This is a genomic window from Shinella sp. CPCC 101442, from assembly GCF_024704725.1.
In the GTDB taxonomy this organism is placed as follows: domain Bacteria; phylum Pseudomonadota; class Alphaproteobacteria; order Rhizobiales; family Rhizobiaceae; genus Shinella.
Genome location: NZ_JALIQS010000002.1, coordinates 654,821 through 672,995, shown reverse-complemented (window position 1 = coordinate 672,995; position 18,175 = coordinate 654,821). Strand labels below are relative to the sequence as shown.

Sequence of the window (18,175 nt, the reverse complement as noted above, 5' to 3'; positions counted from 1 at the left end):
GCAGCCCACGCGTCGCTGAGAAGCCATGCCGGCGTCGAACGTGAAGAGCTTTCTGCAGCTGACCGGTTGGATTATCTGGATTGAAATGCCATCATTCAACGGCAGTGACGGGCGGAATTCGATGTTTTTTGCATCAAATATTTCGCAGCGCACAAATCCATGGCAAGGTCTTAATACGCTGGGCGTCGAGCATGCGTCCATTCGATTCACTGATTTGAATTGCATCAGACCGTGAGGGGAAAATGCCAAAACCCGTGAAGCCTGGAACATGGAAGGGGCCGTCGGTTCATGCGATCGCCAAGATCGCTGCTGTGGGCTCCGCGACGGTCGACCGGGTGCTCAACAACCGCAGTGGTGTGCGGGAGAAGACCCGGGCACGGGTTCTCGCGGCGCTTGAAAAACTTCGCCATGAGAGCGCCGACAGCGACGTCCCCGTCCTCATCCGATTGTTCTGTGAGTCCGGCGAGACATTCAACGCGGCCATGGCGGCGGCCGTGTCGGAGGTAAATCGCACGCAGGCCGGCATCGACATACAAGGGGTGTATGTGACGACAAGCGATGCCGAACCGCTCGCCTTTGCGCGGCGGATCGAGCAGGAGGGCGGGGAGGCGGATGGCGTCGTCGTCATCGGCCGGGAGCATCCGGCAACCAACCGGGCCATTCGAAAGCTCCGGACCATCGGCCGGCCGGTGGTCTGCCTGACGACGGACCTGCCGAGTTCGCGACGAAGCACCTATGTCGGCAACGACCAGTACGCCGCCGGAAGCGTTGCGGCCCTGTTGATCGGCAATGCCCTGCCGAAGGAAAACAGCAGCATCCTGCTTGTCATGAGCGTGCCGTTTCGCTGCCAGCAGGAGCGCGAGATGGGCTTTCGGCGGGTTCTGCGGTCCGATTTCCCGTATCTGAAGATCGAGGAGCGCATGATCTCGGATGAAAGACCGGAGAGCACATGCGAACAGTTGACGCGATATTTCGAGGCGAATGGGCATCCTGCAGCAATCTACAATGTGGCCGGCGCCAATCGCGGGATCGCCAAGGCGCTGGAAAATGCCGGCAAGGCGGGTGAAACGGTGTTTGTCGGCCATGAACTGTCCGTCCATTCCCGCGCGCTGCTGGAGTCCGGGGTGATGGACTATGTCATTTCGCATGATTTCGCCGCCGAACTCACCGCGGCGGCCCGTTGGATCAAGAGCAATCTGAATGGCGTGACCAGCGAGCCGGGCTATTCCCAGGTTCTCGTTCACACGCGATACAATTGCGGCCTGTAGGGGCGCTCGGAGCGCATGCCTTTGGTGTCGACCGAAATGACATAGCTGTCCACCGGCGATGGTCGCCATATCCGGCCATTTCGCCTGGGATGCGGCATTCGCACTTCAAAAGCCGCAAATTTGCGATGCAATTTACATCATTCTTGCTTCGTCTTTCGAATAGATAAAATTATTTCAGTGACTTGGCTAGCTGCCATCCGATGCTCTCATTTGATGGAGAAGAAATCGGAATTCGCCCCATGAAAACCTTGTGAACCATCATCCTCATCAATGAAAATACGTCCCAGCGGCCTCGTGATCAGGTCGCTCGAGAGAGTCACAAACGCTGACAGCAGTGTCGATCTCGTTCCCGTTCTGGAATAAATGTTGACCATCTTAAATTAATGCAATAAATGTTGCATCGAGGAGTTCGGCAGGCAGCGTGGAGGTTGCCTGTGATGCCGTCTGAAAACGACTGAGCAATCCGCTCGCATCGAAAACTCCGTTTGTTTCCAGTCAAGGAGGAGGAACCTTATGAACATTGGAAAAAGCATCCTGTATTCCGCGCTTTTGGCGTCTGCCGCACTTGGGGTCGCCCATGCGCAGGATGCCGAAAAGCAGTATCGTTTCGTCATGGTGTCGCATATCGGCTCCAACGACCCGAACATGAACTGGCTGACGACGTCCCTGAAGGAGTTCGAAGCAAAATATCCGGACGTGAAGACCGAATATATTTCCACGAACAACTACTCCGTTCAGGAGCATGTACGCCTGCTCGAACAGGCGATCGCGACGCAGCCGGACGGCATTGCCGTACCGATCGTCAGTTCCGACGCCTTCGAAGGCCCGCTGCGCAAGGCAATCGAGGCGGGCATCCCGGTCGTCGCCTTCAACATCCCGGACGGCCGTCCGGATGGCGAGCGCATTCCCTATCTCACCTATGTCGGCGGCGACGAGTTCCTGACGGGCAAGAAGCTCGGGGAATATGCGCTGACGAAGGTCGAGGCCGGCGAAATCCCGAAGCCGACACATGTGGTCTGCGCAAGCCATGACTCGGCGCATCAGGGCCTCAAGGCCCGCTGCGCCGGCATGAAAGAAGTGATGGAGAAGGCGGGCGCCAAGTTCGACGAACTCTTCATCGGCGCGGAGCCGGCAACGGCGCGCAACACGCTGCAGTCGTTCCTGCAGGCCAATCCGGACACCAACTATATCTTCACGGTCGCCGGCTGGTCGTCCCCTTGGGCCTGGGGTGTGGCGAACGAGATGAAGCTCGATCCCGACGTCGACGACAAGGGCGTCACCGTCCTGACCGTCGATGAAGGCCCGGTATCGATCGAAGGCGTGCGCGCGGGGCATATTCTCGCGACGAACAGCCAGGGTTTCTGGCTGCAGGGCTACGCGCCCATGGAGTGGCTGTATTGGAACAAGAAGTTCGGATACGCGCCCCAGCAGAGCATCCTCACGGGCCCGCTCGTGATCAACAAGGATAATGCGGATCAGTGGGCCACGCAGGTCCGCGGCGTGTTCGGCGACAAGGCCTACGACGAACAGAACACCTGGTAACCGGTACCCTCCCGGGCGAGGGCGGCTGGCCTTTCGACAGGCTGGCTGCCCTCCTTTGCGCATCCCGCGGCGCATATCAACGAGCAGGACCAAGAACCATGCAATACCTTGTCCGCAGCCAGGGTTTTGGCGCGACCGTCGGCGTCATCGCCATGCTGGCCGTTTTCACCGTAATCGATTTTTCCGGATGGTGGACGGTACAGACCCTGTCCAACGTCACGCAGTTCACAGCCATCCTCGCCCTGGTGGCGTTGGGTCAGGCCCTCGTGATTATGACGAAGGAGATCGATCTGTCCGTCGGGTCGATCTACGGGCTGACCGGCGTGGCCTTCATAACGCTGGAGCCCTCTCTCGGCGTGCCCGGCTCTCTGGTCGTGGCTCTGCTCATCGCGGCGGCGGCCGGCTTTATCCAGGGAACCGCCGTCGTGAAAGGCGAGCTTCCATCGATGATCGTCACGCTTGGCGGCCTGTTTGCGGCGCGCGGCATCATCTACGTCTGGACGGGTGGATCCGTTCATAATTTCTCCCCGGATGCCCGCACCCACGCCCTGACCCGCGTCCTGGGCGGCGAGCTTTTCGGAATTTCCGCGGCCATCTATTGGGTCGGTATCATTTCCGTCCTGCTGGCAATCATGCTCTGGGGCACCCGTTTCGGAAACCGTCTTTTGGCGACCGGCGGCAGTCGGGAAAGCGCTGAATCGCGTGGCGTTCGCACCGACCGCGTCAAGACGGCGGCCTTCGTCCTCTGCTCTTTGCTCGCAGGCTTCGCCGGCATCCTGACGCTGTGCAACCAGCCGCAGACCCATGTGACGCTCGGCGAGAACATGGAGCTTGAAGCCATCTCGGCGGCGGTGATCGGCGGGTGCCTGCTGACCGGCGGGCGAGGGTCGATCCTCGGGGTCATCCTCGGCGCCTTGGTCGTCGTCAGCTTCCGCTACGAGCTGATCGCGCTCGGCGCACCATCGTCCTGGTACATCACATTCGTCGGCGCCGTTCTCATCGTGGCGGTTATTTTCAATCAGAAGCTTGCCCGCTTTCTCGGGCACAGCGTTTGACGCGGGAGGACGCTCAAATGACCCAACAACCCCTGATCCAGGTGAAAAACCTCGACCTCTATTTCGGTGCCTTTCACGCTCTGAAGAACGTTTCGGTCGATTTCAATGCTGGCGAACTGATCGGTCTGGTCGGCGACAATGGTGCCGGCAAGACCACGCTGATCCGTGTTCTGTGCGGCATCCACGCCCCGTCGAAAGGCGAGGTCTTCTTCGACGGCAAGAAGGTCGAGAAGTTTCACCCGAAGCTCGCCATCGACCAGGGCATCGAGACCATCCAGCAGTCCGTCGGCCTGTGCGACAACCTGTCGATCGCACGCAACTTTTATCTCGGCCGGGAGCCGGTCAAACGCATCTTCGGTATACCGTTTCTCGATTTCGCCAAGATGCGTGAGAAATCCAGCCGTGTCATCCGCCAGTTCGGTCTTCGCGAGAACGTCTCGGCCGATGACGAGGTGGAGCGGCTGTCGGGCGGTGAGCGCCAATCGGTCAAGATCGGCCGGGCCGTTGAGTTCAAGAACCGCGTCGTCATCATGGATGAGCCGACCAACCACCTGTCGGTGCGCGAACGCGAGCATGTCAACGAACTGGCGGTGCAGCTGAAGGAGCAGGGCCTGCTCGTCATCTACATCACGCATGACATCTTCCAGGTACACAAGCTCGCCGATCGCATCGTCATCATGGAAAACGGTGAGAAGGTTGCCGATGCGTCGACGGACAGCATGTCGGCGGAAGCGCTTGAAGACGTCATCCGCCAGGGCGGTCGGGTCGTCGAGAAGGAGGCGGTCTGATGGCGCTCTCCGCAGCAAAGCCCCTCATTCGCCGCCACACGGAAATCGGCATCTTCCTGATCGGCGCCATCCTGATCGTCATTTTCGCATCGACCTCGGACGGGCGTTGGGCCAACCTCTATAATATCGGCACGATCATGCAGGTCACGGCAACACTCGGGCTGATGAGTCTGGGTGTCGCCATCGTGATCGGGACCGGTGAGATCGACATTTCGGTCGGCTCGACCTTCGGCATGGGTGCGCTCGCCCATCTCTGGCTTGCCGCCCGTATCGATCCCGTATTTGCCGCTTTGGCTGCCATCGCCGTTGGCGCGGCTATCGGTTATGTGAACGGCTGGCTCATCACCAGGACGAAGACACCCTCGCTGATCATCACCCTTGGCACATTGATGATCTTTCGTGGCATAGCGATCGCGTTGACGGACGGCTTTTCGTTTTCCATTCCCTATGCCGAGCGCAATGGTTGGACGTACTCCCTTCTCGGTGGCGGTGATTTTCTCGGCTTCAACACCGCCCTGTTCTGGTTGATCGCGGTCTTTGCGGTTCTCATCGTTGTTCTGAAGGCGATGCCATTCGGCAACCGGCTGCTGGCCGTCGGTGGCTCGGCGGACAGCGCGCATTCGCGCGGTGTGCGTGTCGATCGCATCAAGCTATCCGCATTCGTCATCTGCGGCATGCTCGCCGCCTTTGCCGGCGCGCTGGAGGCTGGAAAGCTCGGATTTGCCGATGGATCCATGGGGCGACTGATGGAGTTGCAGGCCATTGCCTCCTGTGTTCTGGGTGGTTGCCTGCTGGCTGGCGGGCGGATCTCGCTGATCGGAGCCCTGATGGGCGCCTTCGTCCTGTCCTCCATCCAGTCCTACCTGGTCGTCACCGGCGTTCAGCCGCAATGGTTCATCCTCATTCTCGGCCTCATCGTCGTCGGGGCGGCCTATGGTGACAAATCGCTCCGGAATTGGGCGATCCGCAAGTAGCGGCACCTTCTCTCACCCTGTCTGACCGCATCGGCGCCGCACACCGGCGCCGATTTTTTTTGGTCTTTCCGAAGGGTTGTTTCTCTCTCCTGCGCCATAGGCGCGAAGTGTGTTGACATTCCAACATCTGCAATTAATGTTGCTCATCGAGGATAAATGCAATTACTTAATCCCGGCAATGACTTGCAACGCGCAAACGGCGTTGTTGCGAGAGCGTCGAGTGCTGTCTTGTGCGGGATTCAATACAGATCGGGAGGAGGATTTCATGAGTGACATTGCAGCGGTGATCGATCTTGCGCAGTTCCGGCGCGAGGTCGAAACCGAAACCACGAAGGCGATGTGCCCGACGGCCATTGCCATCGAGAAGAACATCCCGATCTATGACGGCGCGTCCGTCAACGATGCCATCGGCCCGGAATGGGCCTCGGTCATCGGCGAGGGGCCGGGTGTTTTCGTGGTGAAGCGCGCTTTCACCGATCCTGGCGCCATCGATGCGGCCAGTGACGTGTTTCGCCAGATCATCGCCGACGAGCGCGCGGCAGGCACGGCCGCGGGTGATCACTTTGCCAAGGCCGGTGCCAATGACCGTATCTGGAACAGCCTGCAGAAGCTGTGCCTGCGCAATCCCGCCGTCTACGCCCGCTACATGGCCAATCCGGTGATCGACATTGCCTGCCGCGCCTGGCTCGGCCCGGGTTACCAGATCGCCACGCAGGTCAATCAGGTGCGCCCCGGCGGCAAGGCGCAGGCGCCACATCGCGATTACCACCTCGGCTTCATGAAGCCGGAGCAGATGGCGGAATATCCGACGCACATCCACGCCACCGGCCCGACCCTCATCCTGCAGGGCGGCGTCGCCCATTGCGACATGCCCGTCGAGAGCGGAACGACGAAGCTGCTGCCGCATTCGCAGCGCTACCTGCCGGGTTATGTCGCCGCCACGCGGCCGGAATTCCAGGCCTATTTCGAAGAACATTGCGTCCAGCTTCCCCTGGAAAAGGGCGATGCCATCTTCTTCAGCCCGGCGCTGTTCCATGCCGCCGGTGAGAACCGGACGGCGGATGTCGTGCGCATGGTCAATCTTATCCAGACGGCATCCGCCTTCGCCCGCCACATGGAAAATCTCGACCGCACGGCCATGGCCCGCGCCGTCTATCCACATCTGGCGGCACTGTCGCCTGAAGGACGGCGGGCGGTGATTGCCGCGACCGCGGACGGTTATCCGTTTCCGACCAATCTCGACACCGACCCGCCGCTTGGCGGTCTCGCACCGGAAAGCCAGCAGGAGCTGCTTGCCCGGGCCGTCGTGGAAGGTTGGGATGAGGCGCAGCTCGACGCAGCGCTTTCCGCACAGGGTGCCAAGCGCGCCGCTTAAAAATTACCCGCAATGGCTTCGGGCGGGGAGGAAACAGGAAGCCAATTTCGGGAGGAAATCGTTCATGAAGAAAATTCTGCAATCGCTCGCCCTCGGCGCGCTGCTTGCCACGACGGCGTTTGCCGGTATCGCCAATGCGGACGGCGAGAAATTCGTCTGGATCAGCCATGGCCCGGATAGCGACAGCTGGTTCAACGTCATCAAGAACGCGATCAAGGTCACGAACGAGCAGATGGGCGTTACGACCGAATATCGTAACCCGCCGAGCGGCGACCTTGCCGACATGGCGCGCCTCGTGCAGCAGAGCTCGGCGGCCGGCGTCGACGGCATCATCGTCACGATCGCCGATTTCAACGTGCTGGAAGGACCGATAAAGGATGCCGTTGCCAAGGGCATTCCGGTGGTCACCGTCAATTCCGGCACGGTGGAAGAAAGCCAGAAGCTCGGCGCACTGATGCATGTCGGCCAGCCGGAATATGAAGCGGGTCTCGGTGCCGGCAAGCGCGCGAAGGAGGCGGGCATCAAGAGCTTCCTCTGCGTCAACCACTACATCACCAACCCTGCTTCCGTTGAACGGTGCCGCGGCTTTGCCGAAGGCATCGGCGTGGAACTCGGCAACCAGATGGTCGATTCCGGTATCGATCCGTCGGAAGTGCAGAACAAGGTGAAGGCCTATCTCACCGCCAATCCCGATACCGGTGCGATCCTGACGCTCGGCCCTAACTCGGCCGAACCGTCGATCCGGGCGGTCAAGGAGATGGGCCTCGATGGCGACCTGTATTTCGGCACCTTCGACCTCTCCGCAGAAATCTCCGCGGCCATCAAGGACGGCACGATCAACTTCGCGATCGACCAGCAGCCGTTCCTGCAGGGCTCGATCCCGATCCAGGTGCTGACGAACTTCGTCCGCTACGGTGTGACGCCGTCGAACTCCATCTTCACCGGCCCGGGCTTCGTGACGAAGGACAACATCGCGCTCGTCGAGTCTCTGGCAGGCCAGTACCGCTGATCTGACGAACTTTTGGCGCGCACCGGCTCGTTGCCCGTGCGCGCCAAAAAATGCTTCTGAGGGAGGAAATGCATTCATGACGGACGTCATTCCGGACGCGCTGAAGGACGAGCGCATCAAACCCGTCTCGCCGCTCAGGCGCGCGCTGATCCGGCCCGAGCTCGGCGGCATCTGCGGCACCATCCTGGTCTTCCTGCTGTTTGCGGTAATTGCCGGCGACAGCGGCATGTTCGCCGCCGAGGGCGTGATGAACTGGACGGTGGTTTCGGCCCAGTTCATGGTCATCGCGGCGGGCGCCTGTCTTCTGATGATTGCCGGCGAGTTCGATCTTTCCACCGGCTCGATGATCGGCTTTTCCGGTGTCATGATGGCCATTCTGTCGGTCCATCTCGGGGTGCCGCTCTGGCTCGCCATCATCGCGACCTTCGTCTTCTGCGTCCTGCTTGGCGGCGTGAACGGCTGGCTGGTCATCCGCACCGGCCTGCCGTCCTTCATCGTGACACTCGCCTTCCTCTATATCCTGCGCGGCCTGACCATCTGGGGCTCGATCTATTTTACCCGTCAGACGATCATCGGCGGCGTTGCCGAAAAAGCGGCAACCGACTGGCTCGCGCCGGTCTTCGGCGGCAAGGTTTTAGGCTGGCTCTTCACCTGGATGGGGGAGGCGGGCTGGATCGCCACCTTCACCCGCGGTAATCGCGCCGGGCAGCCGGTCATCGACGGCATTCCCATGCTCGTCGTCTGGGCGATCGTGCTTGTCGTCTTCGGCCATTGGCTGCTGACCCGCACCAAGTTCGGCAACTGGATTTTTGCAGCGGGCGGTGATGCGCTTGCCGCGCGCTACGTCGGCGTGCCGGTCAATCGCGTAAAAATCCTGATGTTCATGTTCTCCGCCTTCTGCGCCGTCGTCTTCGCCACCTGCCAGGTGATGGAGTTCGGCTCGGCGGCGGCCGACCGTGGCCTGCTCAAGGAGTTCGAGGCGATCATCTGCGTGGTCATCGGCGGCGCGCTGCTCACCGGCGGCTATGGCTCCGTCATTGGGGCGGCACTTGGCGCCATCATCTTCGGCGTGGTGCAGCAGGGCCTGTTCTTTGCCAATGCGGAAAGCTCGCTCTTCCGGGTGTTCCTCGGCGTGATCCTGCTGACGGCCGTCATCATGAACACCTACATCCGCCGCATCATCACGGGAGAACGCTGATGTCCGCCATCGTGGAGATGAGAAACATCACGAAGCATTTCGGCCATGTCATCGCGCTGGCCGGTGTCTCCTTCGACGTCAAGGCCGGCGAATGCCACTGCCTGCTCGGCGACAACGGTGCGGGAAAATCCACCTTCATCAAGATCATGTCCGGCGTCTACAAGCCGAGTGGCGGGGAGGTGCTGGTGGAAGGCACGGCGACCCTGTTCCAGAGCCCGCGCGACGCCATGACGGCGGGCATTGCCACGGTCTATCAGGACCTTGCGATGATCCCGTTGATGAGCGTCAGCCGCAATTTCTGGATGGGGCGGGAGCCGGAGCGTGGCGTCTGGCCGTTCAAGACGTTCGATACGGACAAGGCCGATGACATCACCGTCAAGGAAATGCGCAAGATGGGCATCAGCCTGCGTGGTCCGGACCAGGCGGTCGGCACGCTCTCCGGCGGCGAGCGCCAGACGGTGGCGATTGCGCGAGCGGTCTATTTCGGCGCCAAGGTGCTGATCCTCGACGAACCGACCTCCGCGCTCGGCGTGCGCCAGACGGCGAACGTGCTGAGCACGATCGATCGGGTGCGCAAACAGGGCATCGGCGTCGTCTTCATCACCCACAACGTCCGTCACGCTCTCGCTGTCGGTGATCGCTTCACGGTGCTGAACCGCGGCCAGACGCTCGGTACCGCCGAACGCGGCACGGTGGATGCGGCAGCCTTGCAGGACATGATGGCCGGCGGGCAGGAACTGGCGCTGCTGGAATCCTCGCTCGGCGGGACGATCTGAAACGGACGTGCCGGCTCAAGCCGGCACGTCCCGTCGCTCTATCAACGAACCACCTCGTAACCGGCGGCGGCCATGACGCGGAGGAGTTCCTTATGGCCGATCTTTGCCATGTCGAGCGGCGGATTGTGGGTGGGATCCTGCTCCGCCTCGACGACGAACCAGCCCTCGTAGCCGTGGGAGGCGAGGCGCTTGACGATGGCCTCGAAATCGAGGCTGCCGTCGCCGGGCACTGTGAAGGCGCCCTTGATGACGGCGTCGAGGAAGCTCTCCTTCGTGCGGTCGAGCGCGTCGATCACCGGCAGGCGGACGTCCTTGGTGTGCACATGGGTGATGCGGCTGTGATGTTTGTCGATGACGTGCAGGACGTCGCCGCCGGCAAAGGCCATGTGGCCGGCATCGAAGAGCAGCGGCAAGCCTTCGCCGGAATGTTTCATCAGGAGATCGAGTTCTTCCTCGGTCTCGATCGGCGCCGCCATGTGATGGTGATAGGAGATCGGCATGCCCTGGTCGGAACACCATTCGCCGAAGGCCGTCATCTTGCGACCGTAGGCCTTGATCTCGTCCTCGGAGAGCTTGCGCTTGGTGGCAAGCGGCGCGGTGCGGTCGCCCTGGATGGTGCCGGCCGTCTCGCCGTAGACGATGCAGGGAGCATCGACCGCCTTGAACAGCGCCATCTGCTCGGCGATCCGGTCCTTCTCCGCCTCGATGTCGCCATCGAGCAGAAGGCCGGAGAACCAGCCGCCGCAAACCTGGATGCCGTGCTTGTCGAGAATGGGGCGCAGGATCTTCGCGTCCATCGGGAACCGGCGGCCGGTCTCCATGCCGGTAAAGCCGGCTTGCGCGGCCTCGGCAAGGCATCCTTCCAGCGAAATGTCGCTGCTGATTTCCGGCAGGTCGTCGTTCCACCAGGCGATGGGGGCAATGCCGAGTTTGGCTTTCATGGTCGGGCTCCGGGTAAGGGGTTTCGGGTGTCTGAAAAACAAATATTGACACTTGAATATTTTTGCAATGATAATTGCATTAAACAAAATGCGCATCATCCAGGGAACAGAGAAAATGAAAAAGAAGCTCCGTCTTGGCCTCATCGGGTCGGGTTTCATGGGCAAGACGCATGTCTTCGGCTTCGCCGCCGCCGAACGGGTGTTCGACCTGCCCTATGACGTGGAACTTGCCACGATCGCCGATGTGACCATGGCGCAAGCGGAAGCCGCGCGCGGGGCCTTTGGCTTCGAGCGTGCCACGGATGACTGGCGCAGCCTGGTGGCGGATCCCGATATCGATGTCATCGACATCACGGCACCGAATGCGCTGCACAAGGAGATGGCGCTATCGGCCATCGCCGCCGGCAAACACGTCTACTGCGAAAAACCGCTTGCCCCGCTTGCGCGCGACGCGCGCGAGATGGCCGAAGCGGCGGAGAAGGCCGGCATCAAGACGCAGGTCGGCTTTAACTACCTTTGCAACCCGATGCTCAGCCTCGCCCGGGAGATGATCGCCGGCGGGGAACTTGGCGACATCCGCGGTTACCGTGGCCTCCATGCGGAGGACTATATGGCCGATGCAAGCGGCCCGTTCACCTTCCGGCACGATCCTGCCGGTGGCGGTGCCTTGGCCGATATCGGCAGCCACGCGCTGGCAACGGCGGAGTTCCTGATGGGACCGATCACGAAGGTCATGGGCGACTGCGTCACGATGATCGCGAGCCGCCCCGATGGCAGGGGCGGTGTGCGGCCGGTCGAGACGGACGATGTCGGCCGCGCCTTCCTGCGCTTTGCCAATGGCGCGACCGGCTCCATCGAGGGCAACTGGATCGCAACCGGCCGCAAGATGCAGCACGATTTCGAAGTCTACGGCACGAAGGGCGCGCTTGCCTTTTCGCAGGAGCGCTTTAACGAGCTTCATTTCTATTCGACGGCCGATGCGAAGGGGCGGCAGGGTTTTCGGCGTATCGAAGCCGGTCCCGACCACGCGCCCTATGGCCGTTTCTGCGTCGCCCCCGGCCACCAGCTTGGCTTCAACGATCTGAAGACCATCGAGGTCGCCGGCTATCTGGAGGCGATTGCCGGCTTGCGTCCGGAGCCGTTCAATTTCCGCGCTGGCCTGCGCATCCAGACGCTGGTGGAGACGATCCAGCAATCGTCGCGCGCCGGCGCATGGCTTGATGTGAATGGTGATTGACCGCAGGACGATGGTGGCGCAATAATAATTGCACATGGAGTTTTTCCGGCAATTCGCGCCGCGCTCGCCGGCACCGCGTCCGACGCTCCATTCACCCCCAACAAGCTGTCCATCGTGCCGATTACGCTTGACGTGCAATTAAAATTGCGTCTTTGTAATAATGAAAATGAATGTTGCTGATCGGGTCTCCATCAGCAATCCGAGGAGGAAACATGTACGCGTCCCACGGCTTGTTCATCGATGGTGCCTGGTCAGGTCCCGCGACTGGCGCATCGACTGAAATCACGGATCCGGGCAATGGCGACGTCTTGGGCGTCGTTCCCGTGGCGAGCGTCGATGACACCAACAGGGCGATCAGCGTTGCGGACAAGGCTTTCCACGCGTGGAAGAGAATGCCGGCCTGGACACGCGCGGACCACTTGCACAAGGCGGCCGATGTGATGGCGGCGCGCACGGCCGAGGCTGCACGCCAGATCACGCTCGAAACCGGAAAGCCGCTGGTGCAGGCGGGTCGCGAATGGGCGCTCGCCGTCGACCAGTTCCGCTGGTACGCGGAGGAAGCCCGCCGCATCTACGGCCGCATCGTCGAAAGCCGTGTGCCGGGCGGCCGCCTGGAGGTCACGCACGAGCCCGTCGGTGTCGTCGCGGCCTTCACCGCGTGGAATTTTCCAGCGGCGTTGATTGCCCGCAAGGTCGCGCCCGCACTTGCCGCCGGCTGCGCCGTCATCGTCCGTCCTTCCGTCGAGGTGCCGGGCGTGGCAATGGTCCTTTTCGATTGCCTGCGCGAAGCCGGCCTTCCGGCGGGTGTCGCCAATCTCCTGATCGGCCCGACCGGCAACACCTACAAGCCGATCATGACATCGCCGGTCGTGCGAAAGGTTTCGCTGACGGGATCGACGCGCGTCGGCCAGCAGATGATCCGCGACAGCGCCGAGACGGTGAAGCGCATCAGCATGGAACTCGGCGGCAATGCGCCGATGATCGTCTTCGACGACGCCGATCTCGACAAGGCGCTCGATCTCGCGGTGCCGACCAAATACGCCAATGCCGGTCAGGTCTGCGTCACGCCGGACCGCTTCTACGTACACGAAGCGCTGCATGATCGCTTCGCCGAAGGCTTTGCTGCCCGCGCCCGCGCGCTAAAACTCGGCCATGGCCTCGACGAGGCGACGCAGATGGGGCCGCTGATCAACGAGCGGCGCATCGCTGCAATCGAAGAGATCGTTGCCGATGCCAGCGACCGCGGCGGCAAGATTCTTACGGGCGGGCGGCGCCCGGCGGATATGAACGCCGGGTTCTTCTTCGAGCCGACCGTCATCACCGGCCTGCCGGACGATGCCAAGGCAATCGCCGAGGAGAACTTCGGCCCGATCGCCGCCATCACGCCGTTCTCCAGCACAGATGAGGTTTTCGAGCGGGCGAATGCCTCCGAAATGGGCCTCTCCGCTTACGTCTTCACCCGTGATGCCGGCCGGGCACGCGAGGCGGCGGCGCGGCTGGAGGCGGGCATGGTCGGGGTCAACAGTTTTGCGCTCGCCGCCGCCGAGGCGCCGTTCGGCGGCATCAAGGCGAGTGGCATGGGTCGCGAAGGCGGCACCGAGGGCATCCTCGACTATTCCAACGTCAAGCTCGCGCAAATGCTGGTCTGAGGAGGCAGCCATGATCAAGAACGGTGTCAAACAGCGCTGGGCCGAAGGCAAGCCCGTCCTCAATGGCTGGCTCTCCATCGCCAATTCCTTCAGTGCGGAAATCATGGCGGCGCAGGGCTACGATTCGCTCACCATCGACATGCAGCACGGCATTGTCGGTTACGACGGGGCGGTGCCGATGCTGCAGGCCATGCGAGCAAGCGGGGTGACGCCGCTGGTGCGCGTGCCGTGGCTCGATCCCGCCGACATCATGAAGGCGCTGGACGCCGGCGCCTATGGCGTCATCTGCCCGATGATCAATACGCGCGCCGAGGCCGAGCGGCTCGTCTCCTATGTGCGCTATCCGCCCAACGGCGTCCGCAGCTTCGGTCCCAGCCGCGCACTGTTTTCAGCCGGTGCCGGATATGCCGCGGAAGCCGACGACGAAATGATCTGCCTTGCCATGATCGAGACCGCGCAGGCCTACGAGAACCTCGAAGATATCCTCGCGACCCCCGGCCTCGATGGCGTCTATATCGGCCCCGCCGACCTGACGCTGGGGCTCCAGGGCAAGCGCTACGCGCCCGGCTTCGACCGCCGCGAGCCGGAGATGATCGAGGCGATCAAGTCGATCCTCCATGCGGCCCACAGGGCCGGCAAGCGGGCGGCACTGCACAACGGCACGCCCGACTACGCGGCGGAAGCGGTGGGCTGGGGCTTCGATTTCGTGACGGTCACCAACGATGTCCGCCTTCTTGCAGGTGCTGCCGAGGCGAGCGTGCGGAAATTCCGTGATCTCGTGCAGGAGTTTTCTCCCGCCAACACGATCGACACGGGAGGATATTGAATGCCCAGGATCCTGGTGGCAGGCAAGATCCACGCGGACGGCCTAGCCGTTCTTAACTCCGCGCCCGGCGTGACGATCGACTATGTCGAGGAGGTCTCCGCGGCAAGCTATGCGCCGTTCCTCGCGACCGCCGATGCGCTGCTCATCCGCACCCAGCCGCTGTCGGCGGCGTTCATTGCCGATGCGCCCAATCTCAAGATCGTTTCGCGCCACGGCGTCGGCTACGATTCGGTTGACGTTGCAGCCCTGAACGGCCGCGGCATCCCGCTTGCCGTCGTGGGGGATGTGAATTCCCGCGCCGTGGCCGAGCACGCCGTCATGCTGATGCTCTCGGCCGCGCGCCGCACCGTCCTCTTTGATCGCAAGATGCGGCAAGGCGACTGGAATTACCGGAACAGTCTCGATGCCGACGAGCTCGATGGGGGCACGCTGCTGGTGGTCGGCTTCGGCCGCATCGGCAGGCGGCTGGCGCAGATCGCGACGGCGCTCGGCATGACGGTGCTTGCCTACGACAAGTTCCAGGCCGCGGACCAGATCGCGGCGGCTGGCGCAACGCCTGTGGATGACTTGCTCGATGGCCTTTCGCGCGCCGACGTCGTGTCGCTGCATGTGCCCAAATCCGGCGCCGAGCCTTTGATCGGTGCTGCGGAGCTGGCCGTGATGAAACGTTCGGCCATTCTCGTCAACACGGCGCGCGGCGGCCTGATCGATGAAGGGGCGTTGCTGGCGGCGCTCAATGAGGGGCGGCTTGCCGCGGCCGGCCTCGACGTGCTCGATGCCGAACCGCCGGCACATGACGACCCCATGCTCGCCTGCGACCGGGTGGTGCTTTCCCCGCACAATGCCGGGCTCACCGAAGCCTGCGCGCGGCGCATGGCCATCTCGGCGGCGGCAAACATCCTCGATTTCTTCAGTGGCACGCTCGACCCGGCACTCGTCGTCAACCGCGCCGAGATTGCTCCGCGTCTTTCTCCGGTCGGCGGCTGATCATGGCGCTCCTGGTATTTCGCGACATCGCCAAATCCTATGGCATCGTGCCGGTGCTGAAGGGCATCGATCTCGTGGTGAAACCGGGCGAGGTGCTGGCGCTCGTTGGTGAAAACGGCGCGGGCAAATCGACCCTCATGCGCATTGCCGCCGGGCTGGCACCGCCGTCTTCGGGCACGATGCTGCTGGACGGCGCGCCGGCGCCGGCAACGCTGCATGCCGCCGAACGCGCGGGCATCGTCATGGTACACCAGGAATTCTGCCTGGCGCCCCATTTGACGGTGGCGGAAAACGTCTTTCTCGGCCGGGAAATCACACGCGGCCTCTTCACCGATCGCAAGGCGATGGAGGCACGCGCACGAGACCTGCTGGCCGAACTCGGGTCAATCGCTCCCGTCCGGACGCGGCTGCGCGACTTGCCCGTCTCCGACTGGCAGATGATCGAGCTCGCCAAGGCTTTCGCCCGGCAACCGAAGCTCATCCTGATGGACGAGCCGACCGCAGTGCTGTCGGCGACGGAGGCGGGCAACCTGTTTGCCCGTATCCGCGCGTTCCGCGAGGCGGGCGGTTCGGTGATCTTCACGTCGCATCGCCTTGAGGAGGTGAAGGATATCGCCGATCGCGTCGCGGTCCTGCGCGACGGCCAGATCGTGCGCGTCGAGAACACCAGCGATATTTCCGAGGATGCGATGGCCGAGGCGATGGTCGGGCGGCCTCTGTCGGAAATCTATCCACCCCGGCGCGGTGCGGCGGACCGTAAGGCATTGCTCAGCGTCGCCGGCCTGACGTCGCCGGGCGCCGTCGAGGAGGCGACACTCGATATTCGTGAAGGCGAAGTGCTCGGCATTTCCGGGCTCGTCGGCTCCGGCCGCACGGAACTTTTCGAAGCGCTCTTCGGGCTGCGGCCGGCGCGATGCGGGTCCTTCGTGCTGCGTGGTGAGGCGCGCAAGCTGCCGGCGGCGCGTGAGGCCTGGGGGCTGAAACTCGCCTACCTGACGGAGGACCGCAAGGGCAAGGGCCTGCTGCTCGGCAAGTCGCTCGACCAGAACGTGGCGCTCACCAAGGGCGCGATCAACGGCGCGAGGTGGATCGACCGGCGGGCGGAGCGGCGTGATCTCGAAGCCGCCGTCGGACGCTACGACATCCGCGCCGGCCGCCTCGACGTCACGGCCGGCGCGCTCAGCGGCGGCAACCAGCAGAAGGTGCTGATCGCCAAGACACTTGCCGTCGAGCCCGACCTGATCGTCTTCGACGAGCCGACGCGCGGCGTCGATATCGGCGCCAAGCAGCAGATCTACGAGATCATCGCCACGCTCGCCGCAGAGGGCAAGGCGATCGTCGTCATCTCGTCCGAGATGCAGGAGATCGTCGGGCTGTCCGATCGCGTGTTGGTCATGCGGCGCGGCCGCATTGCCGGCGAGCTTTCCGGCGACGCGATCAGCGAGACCGACATCATTCGATTTGCCATGGGCCTGGAAGACAAGGCCCCGCAGGAGGAGGCAAGCCATTGACCGACATTACCGCGACATCCGCCGGCAACGCCACAGCGTCGCCGGGCCGCACCCTTGCGGGCATTTTCGAGGCTGCCGGCCCGCTGATTGCTCTCATCCTGCTGATGCTCATCGGTTCCCTGATGAGCGACAGCTTTCTCGGCGCGGAAAACCTCTCGAACGTTTTCACGCGTAGCGCCATCATCGGCATCATCGCGGTCGGCGCGACCTTCGTCATCACGGCGGGCGGGCTTGACCTTTCCGTCGGCTCGCTCTCGGCGCTGGTCGCAGGTGTGACGATCATGTTCATGAATTCGGCCGCCGAGGTGCTCGGGCCGGGTTGGCAACTCGTCGCCGCCGGCATCGTCTGCTCTCTTGTCGTCGGTGCCGCGGCCGGCCTCCTCAACGGTGTCATGATCGTCAAGGGGCGGGTGGAAGCCTTCATCGTAACGCTCGGCGCCATGGGCATCTTCCGCTCGGTCATCACCTGGCTTGCGGATGGCGGCTCGATCTCGCTCGATTTCTCGCTGCGCGATGCCGCGCGCCCGATCTACTACGGCCAGGTCCTCGGTATCGCCGTGCCGATCCTCGTGCTCGGCGTCATCGCCATTGTCGGTGAACTGGTGCTGCGGCGCATGCGCTTCGGCCGGCATGTGGCGGCCATCGGCTCGAATCGGCACGTCGCCTTCTATTCGGCGATCCCGGTCAACCGCGTGCGCATCCTGACCTACGTCATCCAGGGCCTCTGTGTCGCCGTCGCGACGGTGATTTACGTGCCGCGCCTTGGTGCAGCGACCCCTTCGACCGGGCTGATGTGGGAACTGGAGGCGATTGCCGCCGTTATCATCGGCGGCACGGCGCTCAGCGGCGGTTTCGGGCGCATCTGGGGCACCATCGTCGGCGTGCTGATCCTCGGCTTCATCAGCAACATCCTCAACCTCACCGGCTTCATCAGCCCCTATCTCAACGGCGCATTCCAGGGGGCGATCATCATCATCGCCGTCCTCCTGCAACGCGACCGCTCGCAGGGCTGACCCTTCTTTTCACTTCAACAGGGAGA

The 18,175-nt window shown here is 62.8% G+C and carries 16 protein-coding genes; 15 read left to right on the top strand and 1 reads right to left on the bottom strand.

The window, feature by feature from the left end; translation table 11 throughout:
* Positions 1–242 precede the first annotated feature (242 nt).
* The 9 genes from MUO32_RS08525 (at position 243) to MUO32_RS08485 (ending at position 9,985) form a co-directional block, all read left to right on the top strand.
* A complete protein-coding gene (locus MUO32_RS08525) occupies positions 243–1,268 on the top strand; it encodes a LacI family DNA-binding transcriptional regulator (RefSeq protein ID WP_257947781.1) in 1,026 nt (341 codons plus the stop codon).
* A 513-nt stretch (positions 1,269–1,781) separates the two neighbouring features.
* Positions 1,782–2,810 (top strand): sugar ABC transporter substrate-binding protein, encoded by a 1,029-nt coding sequence (locus MUO32_RS08520; protein WP_257947780.1) that lies wholly within the window; start codon positions 1,782–1,784, stop codon positions 2,808–2,810.
* A 98-nt stretch (positions 2,811–2,908) separates the two neighbouring features.
* Positions 2,909–3,865 carry an ABC transporter permease gene (locus MUO32_RS08515; protein WP_257947779.1) on the top strand — a complete coding sequence of 319 codons (957 nt, stop codon included), beginning with the start codon at positions 2,909–2,911 and terminating at the stop codon, positions 3,863–3,865.
* A 17-nt stretch (positions 3,866–3,882) separates the two neighbouring features.
* Positions 3,883–4,653 (top strand): ATP-binding cassette domain-containing protein, encoded by a 771-nt coding sequence (locus MUO32_RS08510; RefSeq protein WP_257947778.1) that lies wholly within the window; start codon positions 3,883–3,885, stop codon positions 4,651–4,653.
* The gene (locus tag MUO32_RS08505) at positions 4,653–5,627 is read left to right on the top strand and encodes an ABC transporter permease (RefSeq protein WP_257947777.1); all 975 of its coding nucleotides are present in this window, start codon (positions 4,653–4,655) and stop codon (positions 5,625–5,627) included. The genes MUO32_RS08510 and MUO32_RS08505 overlap by 1 nt, the downstream gene beginning before the upstream one ends.
* A 265-nt stretch (positions 5,628–5,892) precedes the next feature.
* The gene (locus MUO32_RS08500; protein WP_257947776.1) at positions 5,893–7,002 is read left to right on the top strand and encodes a phytanoyl-CoA dioxygenase family protein; all 1,110 of its coding nucleotides are present in this window, start codon (positions 5,893–5,895) and stop codon (positions 7,000–7,002) included.
* A gap of 64 nt (positions 7,003–7,066) precedes the next feature.
* Positions 7,067–8,011 (top strand): sugar ABC transporter substrate-binding protein, encoded by a 945-nt coding sequence (locus tag MUO32_RS08495; protein WP_257947775.1) that lies wholly within the window; start codon positions 7,067–7,069, stop codon positions 8,009–8,011.
* Positions 8,012–8,087: 76 nt separating this feature from the next.
* The gene (locus MUO32_RS08490) at positions 8,088–9,209 is read left to right on the top strand and encodes an ABC transporter permease (protein ID WP_257947774.1); all 1,122 of its coding nucleotides are present in this window, start codon (positions 8,088–8,090) and stop codon (positions 9,207–9,209) included.
* The gene (locus tag MUO32_RS08485; protein ID WP_374708618.1) at positions 9,209–9,985 is read left to right on the top strand and encodes an ATP-binding cassette domain-containing protein; all 777 of its coding nucleotides are present in this window, start codon (positions 9,209–9,211) and stop codon (positions 9,983–9,985) included. The genes MUO32_RS08490 and MUO32_RS08485 overlap by 1 nt, the downstream gene beginning before the upstream one ends.
* A gap of 41 nt (positions 9,986–10,026) precedes the next feature.
* On the opposite strand, the gene iolE is transcribed toward MUO32_RS08485, so the two are convergent.
* Positions 10,027–10,926 (bottom strand): myo-inosose-2 dehydratase, encoded by a 900-nt coding sequence (gene iolE / locus MUO32_RS08480; protein ID WP_257947773.1) that lies wholly within the window; start codon positions 10,924–10,926, stop codon positions 10,027–10,029.
* A gap of 115 nt (positions 10,927–11,041) precedes the next feature.
* Here iolE and MUO32_RS08475 point away from each other — a divergent pair, with 115 nt between their 5' ends.
* From MUO32_RS08475 to MUO32_RS08450, 6 genes are all read left to right on the top strand, one after another.
* Entirely contained in the window at positions 11,042–12,163 is a 1,122-nt protein-coding gene (locus MUO32_RS08475) for a Gfo/Idh/MocA family protein (protein WP_257947772.1), read from the top strand.
* A gap of 212 nt (positions 12,164–12,375) precedes the next feature.
* Positions 12,376–13,812 (top strand): NAD-dependent succinate-semialdehyde dehydrogenase, encoded by a 1,437-nt coding sequence (locus tag MUO32_RS08470; RefSeq protein WP_257947771.1) that lies wholly within the window; start codon positions 12,376–12,378, stop codon positions 13,810–13,812.
* Between the two features lie 10 nt (positions 13,813–13,822).
* A complete protein-coding gene (locus MUO32_RS08465) occupies positions 13,823–14,638 on the top strand; it encodes an HpcH/HpaI aldolase/citrate lyase family protein (protein WP_257947770.1) in 816 nt (271 codons plus the stop codon).
* The gene (locus MUO32_RS08460; RefSeq protein ID WP_257947769.1) at positions 14,639–15,625 is read left to right on the top strand and encodes a hydroxyacid dehydrogenase; all 987 of its coding nucleotides are present in this window, start codon (positions 14,639–14,641) and stop codon (positions 15,623–15,625) included.
* A gap of 2 nt (positions 15,626–15,627) precedes the next feature.
* Positions 15,628–17,136, top strand: coding sequence for a sugar ABC transporter ATP-binding protein (locus tag MUO32_RS08455; RefSeq protein ID WP_257947768.1), 1,509 nt, complete (start codon positions 15,628–15,630; stop codon positions 17,134–17,136).
* Positions 17,137–17,141: 5 nt separating this feature from the next.
* A complete protein-coding gene (locus tag MUO32_RS08450) occupies positions 17,142–18,149 on the top strand; it encodes an ABC transporter permease (protein ID WP_374708631.1) in 1,008 nt (335 codons plus the stop codon).
* Positions 18,150–18,175: the final 26 nt, after the last annotated feature.